This window comes from Polyangium fumosum (assembly GCF_005144585.1).
GTDB classification, from domain to species: domain Bacteria; phylum Myxococcota_A; class Polyangia; order Polyangiales; family Polyangiaceae; genus Polyangium; species Polyangium fumosum.
In genome coordinates this window covers 51,601-64,657 of sequence record NZ_SSMQ01000018.1, presented here as the reverse complement: position 1 = coordinate 64,657, position 13,057 = coordinate 51,601, and the positions used below count along the sequence as shown (strand labels likewise).

11 protein-coding genes are annotated in these 13,057 nt (G+C 69.8%); 8 read left to right on the top strand and 3 right to left on the bottom strand.

Annotation, left to right across the window (positions count from 1 at the left end; genetic code table 11):
• Nucleotides 1-66: 66 nt before the first annotated feature.
• The 3 genes from gatB (at nucleotide 67) to E8A74_RS18815 (ending at nucleotide 5,678) form a co-directional block, all read left to right on the top strand.
• Nucleotides 67-1,515 carry an Asp-tRNA(Asn)/Glu-tRNA(Gln) amidotransferase subunit GatB gene (gene gatB / locus E8A74_RS18825; protein WP_136930413.1) on the top strand — a complete coding sequence of 483 codons (1,449 nt, stop codon included), beginning with the start codon at nucleotides 67-69 and terminating at the stop codon, nucleotides 1,513-1,515.
• Nucleotides 1,512-2,327 carry a lysophospholipid acyltransferase family protein gene (locus tag E8A74_RS18820; protein WP_136930412.1) on the top strand — a complete coding sequence of 272 codons (816 nt, stop codon included), beginning with the start codon at nucleotides 1,512-1,514 and terminating at the stop codon, nucleotides 2,325-2,327. Before gatB ends, E8A74_RS18820 begins: the two co-directional genes overlap by 4 nt.
• Before the next feature lie 69 nt (nucleotides 2,328-2,396).
• Nucleotides 2,397-5,678 (top strand): GAF domain-containing protein, encoded by a 3,282-nt coding sequence (locus E8A74_RS18815; RefSeq protein ID WP_136930411.1) that lies wholly within the window; start codon nucleotides 2,397-2,399, stop codon nucleotides 5,676-5,678.
• Between the two features lie 117 nt (nucleotides 5,679-5,795).
• Here E8A74_RS18815 and E8A74_RS18810 read toward each other — a convergent pair whose 3' ends face one another.
• The gene (locus tag E8A74_RS18810; protein WP_136930410.1) at nucleotides 5,796-6,047 is read right to left on the bottom strand and encodes a hypothetical protein; all 252 of its coding nucleotides are present in this window, start codon (nucleotides 6,045-6,047) and stop codon (nucleotides 5,796-5,798) included.
• Nucleotides 6,048-6,196: 149 nt separating this feature from the next.
• Between E8A74_RS18810 and E8A74_RS18805 the strand changes: the two genes are divergently transcribed.
• The 4 genes from E8A74_RS18805 to E8A74_RS18790 all read left to right on the top strand — a co-directional run bounded on the left by E8A74_RS18805 (nucleotide 6,197) and on the right by E8A74_RS18790 (nucleotide 9,461).
• Nucleotides 6,197-6,805, top strand: a complete 609-nt coding sequence (locus tag E8A74_RS18805; RefSeq protein WP_136930409.1) for a 2-hydroxychromene-2-carboxylate isomerase — start codon at nucleotides 6,197-6,199, stop codon at nucleotides 6,803-6,805.
• Between the two features lie 62 nt (nucleotides 6,806-6,867).
• Nucleotides 6,868-7,206: a hypothetical protein gene (locus E8A74_RS18800; protein WP_136930408.1), complete on the top strand. Its 339-nt coding sequence runs from the start codon at nucleotides 6,868-6,870 to the stop codon at nucleotides 7,204-7,206.
• Between the two features lie 99 nt (nucleotides 7,207-7,305).
• Entirely contained in the window at nucleotides 7,306-8,424 is a 1,119-nt protein-coding gene (locus E8A74_RS18795) for a D-alanine--D-alanine ligase family protein (protein ID WP_136930407.1), read from the top strand.
• A gap of 2 nt (nucleotides 8,425-8,426) precedes the next feature.
• Nucleotides 8,427-9,461 carry a zinc-binding dehydrogenase gene (locus tag E8A74_RS18790; protein WP_136930406.1) on the top strand — a complete coding sequence of 345 codons (1,035 nt, stop codon included), beginning with the start codon at nucleotides 8,427-8,429 and terminating at the stop codon, nucleotides 9,459-9,461.
• Here E8A74_RS18790 and E8A74_RS18785 read toward each other — a convergent pair.
• Nucleotides 9,458-10,414, bottom strand: a complete 957-nt coding sequence (locus E8A74_RS18785) for a GHMP family kinase ATP-binding protein (RefSeq protein WP_232379643.1) — start codon at nucleotides 10,412-10,414, stop codon at nucleotides 9,458-9,460. The two genes, E8A74_RS18790 and E8A74_RS18785, sit on opposite strands and share 4 nt — an antisense overlap.
• Before the next feature lie 216 nt (nucleotides 10,415-10,630).
• Nucleotides 10,631-11,032: a hypothetical protein gene (locus E8A74_RS18780; RefSeq protein ID WP_136930404.1), complete on the bottom strand. Its 402-nt coding sequence runs from the start codon at nucleotides 11,030-11,032 to the stop codon at nucleotides 10,631-10,633.
• Nucleotides 11,033-11,280: 248 nt separating this feature from the next.
• Between E8A74_RS18780 and E8A74_RS18775 the strand changes: the two genes are divergently transcribed.
• Nucleotides 11,281-12,909, top strand: a complete 1,629-nt coding sequence (locus tag E8A74_RS18775) for a SulP family inorganic anion transporter (RefSeq protein ID WP_136930403.1) — start codon at nucleotides 11,281-11,283, stop codon at nucleotides 12,907-12,909.
• Nucleotides 12,910-13,057 lie beyond the last annotated feature (148 nt).

The following is a 13,057-nucleotide window of genomic DNA, read 5'->3' as shown; positions in this document are numbered from 1 at the left end:
GAGGGGGTTTTTGCTTCCTGCGGGAAAACAGGGGCGTTCGCGTTTCGGCTTGCCATAATCCGCCCGATGAGCGCCTACGGTGAGTACGAGCCGGTGATCGGGCTCGAGGTGCACGCGCAGTTGCTCACGCGGACGAAGGCGTTCTGCGGCTGTGCCACGAGCTTCGGCGACCCGCCGAACACGCACACCTGCCCCGTCTGCCTCGGCTTGCCCGGCGCGCTGCCCGTGCTCAACGCGGAGGCCGTGGCGCTCGCCGTGCGCGCCTCGCTCGCCCTCGGCTGCTCGTTGCAGACGCGGAGCGTGTTTGCCCGGAAGAACTACTTTTATCCGGACCTGCCGAAGGGCTACCAGATCAGCCAGTACGACCTGCCGCTCGCGCTCTCGGGCGTGCTCGACGTCGAGGTGGAGGGCACGCCGCGCCGCGTGGGGATCCATCGAGTCCACATGGAGGAGGACGCGGGCAAGAACCTGCACGGCGTCGGCGACGAGTCCGTCGTCGACCTGAACCGCGCGGGCACGCCGCTCATCGAGATCGTGAGCGAGCCCGATCTGCGCGCGGGCGCCGAGGCGGCCGAGTATCTCCGGCGGCTCCGCGAGGTCTTGATGTTCACGGGCGTGAACGACGGCAACCTCGAACAGGGCAGCTTCCGGTGCGACGCGAACGTGTCGATCCGCAAGGTGGGTGAGACGCGGCTCGGCACGCGTGTCGAGCTCAAGAACATCAACTCGTTCAAGTTCGTGGCCGACGCGATCGACGTGGAGATCCGGCGGCAGATCAACCTCGTCGAGCGGGGCGAGCGGGTCCGGCAGCAGACACGCGGCTACAGCGCGGAGAAGCGCGAGAGTTACCTCCTGCGCGACAAGGAGAGCGAGTCCGACTACCGCTACTTCCCCGAGCCAGACCTGCCTCCGCTCGTGCTTGCGGAGGCGTACGTCGAGTCGATCCGCAGCGCGCTGCCGGAGCTGCCCGTCGCGAAGCGCGCGCGATGGGCCCTCGAGCTCGGGCTCACGGCGTACGCGACAGGCGTGCTCGGCGGGCATCCCGCGATCGCGCGTTTCTTCGACGAGGCGCGCGCGCTTTATCCGGACGCGGTGAAGCTCGCGAACTTCGTGCAGAGCGAGGTCCTGCGCGACGTGACGACGACGGGCCTCTCGGCGAGCTTCCCGGTGACGCCTGCGCAGGTGGCCGAGATCCTGCGGCTCGTCGACGCCGGCACGATCAGCGGCAAGCAGGCGAAGGAGCTGTATGCGGCGGTCGCGGGCACGGACCACGCGCCTGCGGACGTCGTACGGGAGCGAGGCATGGCCGTGCTCGGCGATGCGTCGGCGATCGAGTCCATCGCGCGCGGCGTGATGGAGGCGAACCCGAAGCAGGTCGCCGCGTACCGCGCCGGCAAGACGGCGCTCCTCGGGTTTTTCGTCGGACAGATCATGAAGCAGACGAAGGGCAGCGCAGATCCGGCGACGGTGAACGCGGTGCTCGTGCGTCTCCTCGGCGAAGGGAGCGGGGCATGAGCGATCAGTCCCTCGTGGAGAAGGGGCGATTCGTCGGGCGCACGGCGGCGTTCGTGGGCCTCACGTTCAGCATGTACGGGATGCTCGAGCTCGACACGGCGATCTCGCCCGCGTCCGAGCGTGAAGCTGTCCTCCACGCGTGGATCCGTCGGTACGGCGAGGCCCTGCTCAAATTGTATGGGGTCCAAATGATCGCGCGGGGTCCTCACGTGGAGCGCGGCGACGTCTACCCGGGTCGTGGCGCCGGGGAGCGCGGGCGTGTGTTCGTGATGAACCACCGCTCCGGTTTGGACATCCCGATCTGTCTTGCGTACATCGAGGCCACGATCCTGAGCCGCGCCGACCTCTCGGGCTGGCCCGTCATCGGCGTGGCCGCGCGGCGCGTGGGTACGCTCTTCGTCGATCGCACGAACAAGCAGAGCGGCGCGGCCGCGATCAACGCCATGACCGCCTCGATCGAGCGAGGCCGCGCCGTGCTCGTGTACCCCGAGGGCACGACGTACGAGGGCGACGAAGTGCGACCGTTCAAGCCCGGCGCCTTCCTCGCCGCGCAACGCACGGAGGCGGAGATCGTCCCGGTGGGCCTCGCCTACGAAGGCGCGGCGGCGTCGTTCGGCTCCGAGAGCTTCGCCGATCACATGGTCCGCGTGAGCGGTGCGCCGAGGACACGCGCGGCGATCGTCGTGGGGGAGCCGATCGTCGATGTCGGCGGCGACGTTGGCGTCCTTCGCGAGCGAGTGCGCGCCGAGGTTCAATCGCTCGTCTACGCAGCGCGCCGCGCGCTCGACGTGGACGGAGAAGGCTCCTCCTGACAAGAGAGCAAGGGCCCCGCACAGTGGCGAGCGTGCACACCGATCGCTAGGCTGAGCGATCGGGGCACGATGGCGGGGGATGCATCGAAGACGGAGCGCGTCCGGGATCTTGCGCAGACCGGGGTGACGCACATCAACGACGCTCGAACGAGGCGCCGCGCCGCGTTCGTGGAGCGAGCGGCCGACGAGCTTCTGCGCGCGTCGACGCTCGAAGAGGTGCTCACGCGGGTCGTGTGGCTCGCGGTGCCAAACCTCGCGGATTACTGCACGCTCGACCTCCTCGAGCGCGGCGAGCTGCGCCGCGTCGCCGTGGCGCACGTGGACATCCGCGACGAGCAGCGGCTCTGGGACGTGTGCAGCCCGGATGGCGACGCCGAGGCCCACGAACGCGCCGCGCGCGCGGCCCTCGAAGCCGGCGAGCCGCAGACGCGGCGTGGTTCGATGCGCGTCACGAAGCTCGCCCCCCAGGGCGCGGCAACGCCTGCGCGGTCGCAAGCGACGCGTGCTCTGCGCGAGGTCGTCTACCCTTTGCGCGTCGCGAACCGCACGCACGGTGTCCTTTCGGTCGGCGTGGGGCCGTTCCGCGAGGTGATGCCGCGTGAGGAGCGCAGCCTGATCGAGGCGCTCGTTCGCATCGGCGCCTCGGCCATCGACACGGCGCTCGCGCGCTCCTCGCGCGAGCGGGCTTTCGAGGCGGCCGAGCGAGGGCTTTCGCAGATGAAGCGCCTCTCCGAGGTCACGGCGGCGCTCTCGCGCGCGGTCTCACCGAACGAGGTCGCGCGGCGCGTGGTGGAGGACGGAGCGCGTGTGCTCGGGGCTCGCGCGTGCGTGATCGCGCGCCTCTCGCCTTGCGGCGCCGAGCTCGAGATCGTCCATGCGGCGGGTTTTCCCGAGGTGATCCCTGCGCACAGCCCGCGCATCTCCATGGCCACGGAGGCGCCCGTCGCCGAGGCCGTGCGCATCAAGCAGCCGATCTGGCTCCGATCGCGCGCCGATCTCGCGGCACGTTACCCTGGCCTCCCGCTCGGCGATCTCGTGCAGGGCAGCCACGCGTGGGCCGCGGTGCCGCTCTTCGTCGACGGCCAGGTCGTCGGCAGCCTCGCGCTCTCTTTCCAGGAGCCGCGCTCCTTCGACGACGACGAGCGCTGGCTCGTCCTCTCACTCGCCCAGCATTGCGCCGACGCGCTCGATCGCGCCTCGCTCTCCGCCGGCGCTGCCGAGGAGGCGGTCCACCTCTCGCACGAGATCTTGAAGCAGATGCCCGAGGCGATCCTCGTGACCGACCTCGGCGGCACGATCCTGCGCTGGATGGGCAAGGCCACGCAGATCTTCGGCTTCACCGAGAACGAAGCCATCGGCCGCCCGGTCACGATCCTCGCGCACCCCGACACGGTCGAGCGCCTCGGCCCGCACATCCTGCGCGGCGTCCGCGATCAGGGCGCGTTCCTCGGCGAGCTCATTTGTGTTCGAAAGGATGGAACGACGGTCCCGATCGAGACCACGGCCAAGCCCGTCTTCGACAAGGAGGGCCGCGCGCGGTTCCTCGTCGGCGTTTGTCGCGACATCAGCGAGCGCAAGCGCGCCGAAGAGGAGAGGACGCGCCTCATCCGCGAGCAGATCGCGCGCGCGGAGGCCGAGGACGCGGCCCGGCGCTCGTCGTTCCTCGCCGAGGCGAGCGCGCTGCTCTCCGCGTCGCTCGACTACGAGGCCACGCTCGAAAAGATCGTGCGGCTCGTGGTGCCCACGATGGCGACGTACGCGATGCTCGACATCGCCTCCGAGGATGGAACCATGGTCACCGTCGCCGTCGCCCACGAGGATCCGACCCTGGAGCGCGACGTCCAGGATCTCCGCGGCGGTGATGCGCCTGATGGTTGGCGCGAAGGCCCTGTCGCGCGTGTGCTCGGCGGCCGCACCTCGGAGATGTACACGGACCTCAGCCTCGTGTCCCTCGAACGCATCGTGGGTTCGTCCGAGCAGGCCGCGCGGTTCGCGAAGCTCCGGGCGCGCTCGGCCATCGTCGTCCCGTTGACCGTGGGCGACACGGCGTCTGCCACGCTCTCGCTCTTCCGCGTCGGCGAGCGGTACTCGACAAAGGATCTTCCGTTCGCCGAGGAGCTCGCACATCGCGCCGCGATGGCCCTGGAGAACGCGCGCCTCTACCAGAACGCGCAGGAAGCCACGCGCTTGCGCGACGAGTTCCTCGGCACCGTCTCGCACGAGCTGCGCACGCCGCTCAATGCGGTCCTCGGCTGGACGCGCATGCTCCGCACCGCGTCCTTGAACGGCACCTCCCAGGAGCGCGCGCTCGCGACGATCGAGCGCAACGCCATGCTGCAAGCTCGCCTCGTCGAGGACCTGCTCGACGCCTCGCGCATCGTCATGGGCAAGCTACGCCTGGAGCTGCGTACGCTCGACCTCGTCGGCCCGATCAACGCCGCGATCGAGGCCGTTCGTCCCGCGGCGACGGCGAAGTCGGTCCGCCTCGAAAGCAGCCTGGAGCGCGGCGCTTGCCTCGTGGAAGGTGATCCCAGCCGCGTGCAGCAGATCGTCTGGAACCTCCTGACGAACGCGATCAAGTTCACCCCGCACGGCGGCCGTGTCGAGCTTTCGCTTGGTCGAGCGGGCCAGCATGCGCGCATCACGGTCCGCGACACGGGCGAGGGGATCCGGCCGGAGTTCCTCCCGTACGTCTTTGATCGTTTCCGTCAGGGCGACAGCACCACGACGCGCAAGCATGGCGGCCTCGGCCTCGGACTCGCGATCGTACGGCACCTCGTCGAGCTGCACGGCGGCGCGGTGCGCGCCGACAGCGCGGGCGAGGGCAAGGGCGCGATCTTCTCGGTCTTGCTCCCGCTCAGCCCGAACCCGGATCTGCTCGCGAGCCTCGACCGCTTGACCCCGCAGCCGGCCGGCCTCGAAGAACTCCCGTCGCTCGAAGGGCTACGCCTCTTGCTCGTCGACGACGAGCAGGACAGCCGCGAGATGCTGGCCGCGATGCTCCAGCAGTGCGGCGCCGTCGTGCGGTGTGTGCCCTCTGCGGCCGCGGCGTTGTCGGCGCTCGACGAGTTCCGCCCCGACGTCCTCGTCTCCGACATCGGCATGCCCGGCGAGGACGGTTATGCGCTCATCCGGCAGATCCGCGCGCTCAAGCCTGCGCGCTGGGGCGCGCTCCCCGCGGTCGCGCTCACGGCGTACGCGAGCGCCGAGGACCGCGTCCGTGTGCTCGCGGCTGGCTTCCAGATGCACGTCCCGAAGCCTGTGGACGCGGCCGAGCTTGCTGCGACGGTGGCGAGTTTGTCCCCGCGCACCACGTCACGCGACTCTGCGCCGCCCTCGATGACGACGTGAGCGATGGGCCTCTGCGCGGGCGGGCGTAGATGGGCCCGCGCGGAGGCGCTTGCGTGACGATGCGAGGGGATGTCGGGGGAGAAGGGCGGGGTGGGGCGTCGTCCGGAAGGTCGCGGCTCAGAGCGCTTCGACGGACTTCAGCAGCTCGTTCACGAACTGCACGCGCGGGCGGATCAGCTTGTCGCGCATCCCCGTCTGCCGGACCTTGATCAGGCCGTACTGGTTGCCGATGTCGTTGCCGAGCAACGCATCGTCCGTGAACGTGTAGCCGTAGTCCTGGGACTTTTCCTTCTTGGGCTCCGCGTACGCCGCGCTCGTAAAGAGGGTCGCGCCGAGGGTCGCAAGGGTCAGGATCATCATCTTTCGCATCGTCGTGCCTCCGTTCGCTCCTTCCGACACGGCGCCCTCGCGCGGCTTTGGGCCCGGATCGCGGACGGAACAATTTTCGGTTGAGCCCCGCGTAAAGCTCGGTCGAAGCTCGTATCCCTGAGGCCACGCGCCTCGCGCCCCGAGCCCCCATGAAGCGCGTCGAGTTCTTTTTCGATTTTTCGAGCCCCTTCGCGTACCTCGCCTCCACGCAGATCGAGGCCCTCACGGCGCGGAAGGGCGCCTCGCTCGTGTATCGGCCCTTCCTGCTCGGCGCGCTCTTCAAGGCGATCGGCACACCCAACGTCCCGCTCTTCGCGATGCCCGCGCCGAAGCGAAGGCTCGTGACGGCCGACCTTCATCGCTGGGCGGATCACTGGGGCGTGCCGTTCCGGTTCGCCTCGCGGTTCCCCATGAACACGGTCAAGCCCCTGCGGATGGTGCTCGCGACGCCGGAGGATCACGTCGCCGCCTTCGTGAACGCCGTGTACCGCGCGTATTGGGTCGAGGATCGCGACATCTCCGCGGACGAGGTCCTCGCCGACATCGCGGCCTCCGTGGGGCTCGACGGCGCGGCCCTCGTCGCAGCGACGACGGACGAGCGGATGAAACAGGGCCTCAAGGACGTTACAGAGCAGGCCGAGCGGATCGGCGTCTGCGGCGCGCCGAGCTTCCTCGTCGGCGACATCTTGTTTTGGGGTCAGGACCGGCTGCTCTTCGTGGAGAAGGCGCTCGATGGTTGGCGTCCCAAAGACCCGTGAAGGCCGCGGCTGCCCGGTGGAAAGTCGAGCCTCGATCGTGGGAATCCTGTAAGATGGTGGCCATGCGTGCGCGGTTTCTGTCCTCCCTCCTGACCCTCGCTGCCGCGTCGGCGGGCCTCGTGGCCACGTCGAGTGTCGCCCGCGCAGACACGAACGACGCGCCTTCGGCCGGCGAGCCGCGCGAGATCGGCGTGGGGATGTACTTCGTCGCCACGGAAGACGTGAACCTGCGCGACGCCGCGCTCAGCAAAGGCGCGCGCATCCACGTCACGCGTGTCGGCCTGCAGAAGGGCCGCGTGGCCACGGTGGACGTGGAGCTCGCGGATGGCCACGTCCTCAAGCGCGTCGCGGTCGACGCGATCCGCAAGGCGTTCGTCCTCGCCGACGAGTCCCGGGACTAGCGAGCTCGACCGCAGATCGCCCGCTGGATCCTGCGTGGATCGGGGCTCCTCGGCCGGATGTTTCACCGGGCCCGAGCACCCTGCTAGGGTGCGGCCTTCATGAGCGCCCCGCGCAAGCTCCGTGTCGCCGTGCTCTTCGGCGGTCGCTCTGCCGAGCACGAGATCTCCCTCCTTTCGGCCCGCAACGTCGTCGAGGCCCTCGACCGGGATCGCTTCGATCCCGTCCTCATCGGCATCGACAAGACGGGCCGATGGCTCTTGCAGGAAGAAGCGCTCCTCCTCGGCGCCTCGCGCGATCCGCGCCTCGCGCGCCTCAACCAGTCGGCCCCGGACGTCGCGCTCCTCGCGCATCCGAGCCCGACCGGCGACGCCGCGCTCACGGTCGGCGGCGCGGCGCAGGCGATCGACGTGGTCTTCCCCGTGCTGCACGGCCCCATGGGCGAGGATGGCTCCGTGCAGGGCTTGCTCGAGCTCGCGGGCGTGCCGTACGTCGGCTCCGGCGTGCTCGGCTCGGCCGTGGGCATGGACAAGGACGTGATGAAGCGCCTGCTCGCGCAGGACGAGCTGCCTCTCGTCCCCTACGAGACCGTGCGTCGCCTCGCGTGGGAGCGTGAGCCGAGCGAAGTCCTCGCACGCTGCGAAAGGCTCGCGCTCCCGCTCTTCGTCAAACCCGCGAACCTCGGCTCGTCGGTCGGCGTGACGAAGGTGAAGACGTATGAAGCGCTCGCCGACGCGATCAGCCTCGCGTTCGAGTACGACACCAAGATCGTCGTGGAGCAAGGCGTCGAAGGCGCGCGCGAGATCGAGTGCGCCGTCCTCGGCGACGAGGAGCCCATCGTGAGCATCCCGGGCGAGATCGTGGTCGATCACCCGGACGGGTTTTACTCGTACGCCGCCAAATACATCGACGAGCGCGGCGTCACCACGCGCGTCCCGGCCGACCTCACCGGCGCCGAGACGCGCGCCGTGCAGCTCCTCGCGCTGCGCACCTTCCGGGTCCTCGAAGCCTCCGGGCTCGCGCGGATCGACCTCTTCATGTCGAAGAGCGGCGAGGTCTACGTGAACGAGATCAACACGCTGCCCGGCTTCACCTCGATCTCGATGTACCCGAAGCTGTGGGAGGCGAGCGGCATCCCGCCGCGTGAGCTCGTCGCGCGCCTCATCGACCTCGCGCTCGGGCGGGCGGAGCGGCGTCGCAAACTGAAGACGTCGACCTGACCATGCGCGCCGTCGTTCTTCGCGAGGTCGGCGGACCAGACAAACTCGTCCTGTCCCCGAACACCCCGAACCCCGTCCCCGCGGCCGACGAGGTCCTCGTCCGCGTCCGCGCCTCGGCCGTGTGCGGCCGTGATCTCATCGATCGTCGCGGCGGCTTCCCGCTCATGAAGCTGCCGACCATCCTCGGCCACGAGTTCGCCGGCGAGCTCGAGGCCGTGGGCGACGAAGCGGCGCGCGCCGGGTTTGCCCCGGGAGATCGTGTGGCCAACCTGCACCGGCCCGCCTGCGGCGAATGCCCGCGTTGCGTGGGCGGTGAGGAGCTGCTCTGCGAGCGCGCCCATCAGAGCTTCGGCCACACGGTCGACGGCGCGTACGCCGAGCTCGTCGTCGCGCACCACCGCGCCCTCGTCAAAATCCCTGCGCCTGTGCCGTTCGAGGACGCCTCGACTCTCATGTGCACCGCGGGTGTCGCCTACCAGGCTCTCGCGTCCCGCGCGCGCCTCGTCGCGGGCGAGACCGTCGTCATCACGGGCGCGAGCGGCGGCGTGGGCACCGCGGCGATCCAGGTCGCGCGCCACCTCGGCGCCCGCGTCGTCGCCGTGACCGGCAGCCCCGCCAAGGCCGCCGCCCTAGCCGAGCTTGGCGCGCACGAGGTCCTCGTGAGCCCCGACGGCAGGTTCGAGGACGACGTCAAGACACGCCTCGGCGGCCCCGTCGACGTCGCGCTCGAGCTGACCGGCAGCGCCACGTTCGGCTCCGCCTTGAAGTCGCTCCGCCGCGGAGGCCGCCTGGTCGTCGTCGGCAACATCGACCAGGCCAAGGTCTCCATCAAGCTCGGCGCCTTGATCCTTTGGAGTCATACGATCGCCGGGTCGGCCTCCTGCACGCGGCAGGACCTCGAACGCGTGCTCGACCTCGCAGCCTCGGGCGCGCTCCGCGCCGTGATCGATCGAAAGCTCCCGCTCCGGTACGCCGCCGAGGCGCACGCCCTGCTCGAAGCACGCGCCGTCTTCGGCCGCGTCGTCCTGATCCCCTAGGCCGGCTCGATCCGCACGCCGGGCGCCGAGAGCGCGGGCTTTCGCACGGTCGCAGGGCCCAGCGCGCGCAGAATCTCCCCGTGACGCGCCTCGGGCGCCCACACGAGCACGTGCCCGCCTCCGCCTGCGCCGCACGCGCGGATCACCTCCACGCCGAGCCCTGCGAGCCGATGGCCGAGCTCCGTCGCCAGCGCGCTCGCCGAGGGCGCGCGCCGCACCTTGGCCATCGCGCTCCGGCGCATCCCCGCGAGCGCTCGTCCGAGGGATCCCTCGCGCAGCGCTGCGGCCACCTGCGTCGCGGACTCCACGAGATCCGCCACGTTCGCGAGCGCCGCCGCCGCGTCGACCTGCTCCAGCACCTCGCCTGAGACGCGACGCACGCGCGTGTCGACGAGCAAAAGCCCCGCTTCGAGCTCCGCCGCGAGCGCCTCCTCCGGCGTGACCCGCTCGATCCGCGTGCACCCCGCCTCGCCGAACGTCAGATCGAGCATCCCTCCGCATGCCGCGAAGGTCGCGTCCTGCGCGCCGCACACGATCGAGAGCCCTTCGCGCTCCATCGTCGTCGCCTCGCGCGCGAGCTCCTCCACGGCCGTCACTTCCCCCACGCTCCACCGCAACGCCGACAGCGCGGCCACCGCCGTCGACGCGCTCCCGCCGAGCCCTGCGCCGGGCGCGACATCGGTGTCGATCCGGAGCTTCACGCCGTCCGTCACGCCCGTCCGCGCGAGCGCCGCTTCCAGCAGGCGAAACGCGAGCTCACTCGACGGCGGCTCGTGGCTGCGTCGTGTCGTCGTTTCCTCCGCCACGGGCACTTCGAGCCGCACCCAACCTCGGTCGAATGGCTCCACGAGCGCGCGCACCCGCAGACCGATCGCGCTGCCCACGACGCGCCCCGGCAGGCCTTCCACGAAGGGCGGCAGATCGCTGCCGCCTCCGGCGAACGAAACACGCATCGGTGCGCTCGCGACGGCGTGCCTTTGCGGGCTGCGTGCGGAGCGGGCGTAGGGCATGGGGACGGCGCAGGTCGTCATGGGGTGCGCGCGGAGGTGCCGCCCCTCAGCGCCCAGCGCCGGCTCGGACGTCCGCGCCGCGCGGTGCAGCACGGACCGCGCCAGGAGGCTTCGGGGACGCGTGCGCACCGGGGTGACACGGCGAGCCCTCGTGCTCGGCTAGTTCAGGACCAGCGGCGTGGACGGCTCGGCCGCCTTCGCTCGCTCTTTGGCCTCGTCGAGGATCCGATCGATCAGCCGGAGCCCTGCGAGGAGCACCTTGCCCTCCTCCTGTTCACCGCCGTCTTGGGCAGCCGACGCGAACACGCGGAGCGACTGCGCATCCTTGCGGATCGTCGAGAGATCCGCGGCGCGCGCGGCCGACGCGATCTGGTCGGCCAGCTCGATCACCGTGTTCGCGTCTCCGAACTCGAAGCCCGTCTTTGCGGCGCGACTGAGCACGCCCGTGAGCTCCACCCGGTACGTCGCGAGCACGAGGAGGAAGAGCGCCTCCCGTTGCCGGAACGAGCGCAGGATCAAGTGGTGGAGGGGAAGCGCGTCATCCGGAAAGGAGCGTTCCATGCATGAAAACCCATAAGCCCAGTGCGCCCCGGTCTCAAGACCGCCGTGGACCCCGGGCATCCCGCGTACTTTGGAACACGGAACCGCCCGCGATTCGCGCCTGCCCGCGTTCTGTGCGATCCTTCGAATTCGGATCAATTTGAGCGCGTGGGACCTCGGCGTTTGCCGGGGTTTGCCGCGTACGCTACCCCCCCTGTCGACGCTTCGGCGGTGGGGAAAATCAAGCCGGATACGGAGCAGAGCAAGCGATGGCCAACGCGAAGACGAGCGGCGCCGGGGTGACCCGGCCAAACCTCAGCCCGCTCGCGAACCTCAAATACGACTTGCCTGCGGGCCTCGTCGTGTTCCTCGTAGCGCTGCCGTTGTGCCTCGGCGTCGCGCTCGCCTCGAACGCCCCGCTCTTCGCGGGACTCACGGCGGGCGTGATCGGCGGGCTCTTGATCCCGCTCATGAGCCGTTCGCCGCTCAGCGTGTGCGGGCCGGCTGCGGGCCTCACGGCGATCGTCCTCGCCGGCATCGACAAGCTCGGCACCTTCGAGAACTTCCTCGTCGCCGTGGTCCTCGGCGGGGTCTTGCAGATCGTCCTCGGCGTCGCGCGCCTCGGCACGGCCGTCTACCTCATCCCCTCGTCCGTCATCAAAGGGATGCTCGCTGCGATCGGCCTGATCCTGATCCTCAAGCAGTTCCCGCACGCCGTCGGGTACGACCTCGATCAGGAGGGCTCCGAGCAGTTCGTGGTCTCCGCGGAGGAGAACACGTTCACGATGATCCTCCACGCCTTCGGCCGTCTCGAGCGTGGCGCGCTCGTGATCAGCGCGGTCTCGATGGGCATCCTCGTCCTGTGGGAGAAGACCGAGCGGCTGCGCAAGCTCTCGTGGCTCCCTGGCGCGCTCGTCGTCGTCCTCGTCGGCACCGGGCTCAACATCCTGTTCCGCAAGACCGGCTTGCCCATCGCGCTCGAACAGACGCACCTCGTCACATTGCCCGCCTACGACGGCGTGAGCGGCGCGCTCGGCCAGCTCCGCACGCCCACCTTCGCCGCGCTCACGAACCCGCAGGTCTACGTCGTCGCGTTGACGATCGGCATCGTCGCGAGCCTCGAAACGCTGCTCAGCATCGAGGCCGTCGACAAGCTCGATCCCTGGAAGCGCAACACCCCGCTCGACCGTGAGCTCATCGCGCAGGGCATCGGCAATGCGGCGAGCGGCCTGCTCGGCGGTTTGCCCGTGACGAGCGTGATCGTCCGCTCCAGCGCCAACATCAACGCCGGCGGACGGACGCGGGCGGCGACGGTCTTCCACGGGCTCTTCTTGCTGCTCGCCGTCCTCTTCATTGGCCGGTTCCTGAACATGATCCCGCTCGCGTGCCTCGCGTCGATCCTGCTCATGACCGGCTACAAGCTGGCCAAGCCCGAGCTCTTCAAGAAGATGCACAAGCTCGGCTGGGATCAGTTCATCCCGTTCGTCTTCACCATCTCCGCCATCCTCCTCACGGACCTGCTGCGCGGCATCCTCGCGGGCATCGTCGTCGGCGTCGGCTTCGTGCTGCGCAGCCACATGCGCGCGGCCTTCACCGTCGCGAAGGAGGGCAAGAAGCGCGTGATCACGTTCAAGAAGGACGTCTCTTTCCTCAACAAGGCGACGTTCATCGGCGTGCTCAAGCGCATCCCCGACGGCTCGTCCGTCATCATCGACGGCACCCGCGCCGAGTTCATCGATCAGGACATCATCGAGGTGATCGAGGACTTCCAGCTCTCCGCGGCGCTCCGCGGCATCCACGTCGAGGTGCGCGACGTCCGCACGAAAGAGAACGCGCGCCGGGCCACGATGGCCTCGGTCTCCGAGCCGAGCCAGGCGCACGCCGAAGCGCGCACCTGACGCGCGCCGCTCCTTCCGCTGCCTGCCCGGACGGCCGAACCGGTCCACCCGAGCGACGCGCTCTCCCCCCGACAAACTCTTGCGCGGCCCGAAAGGATGGGTCAAAACGCGCGGTCGCCTCGCGGCCGAGGGACGTTTTCCGCGACAT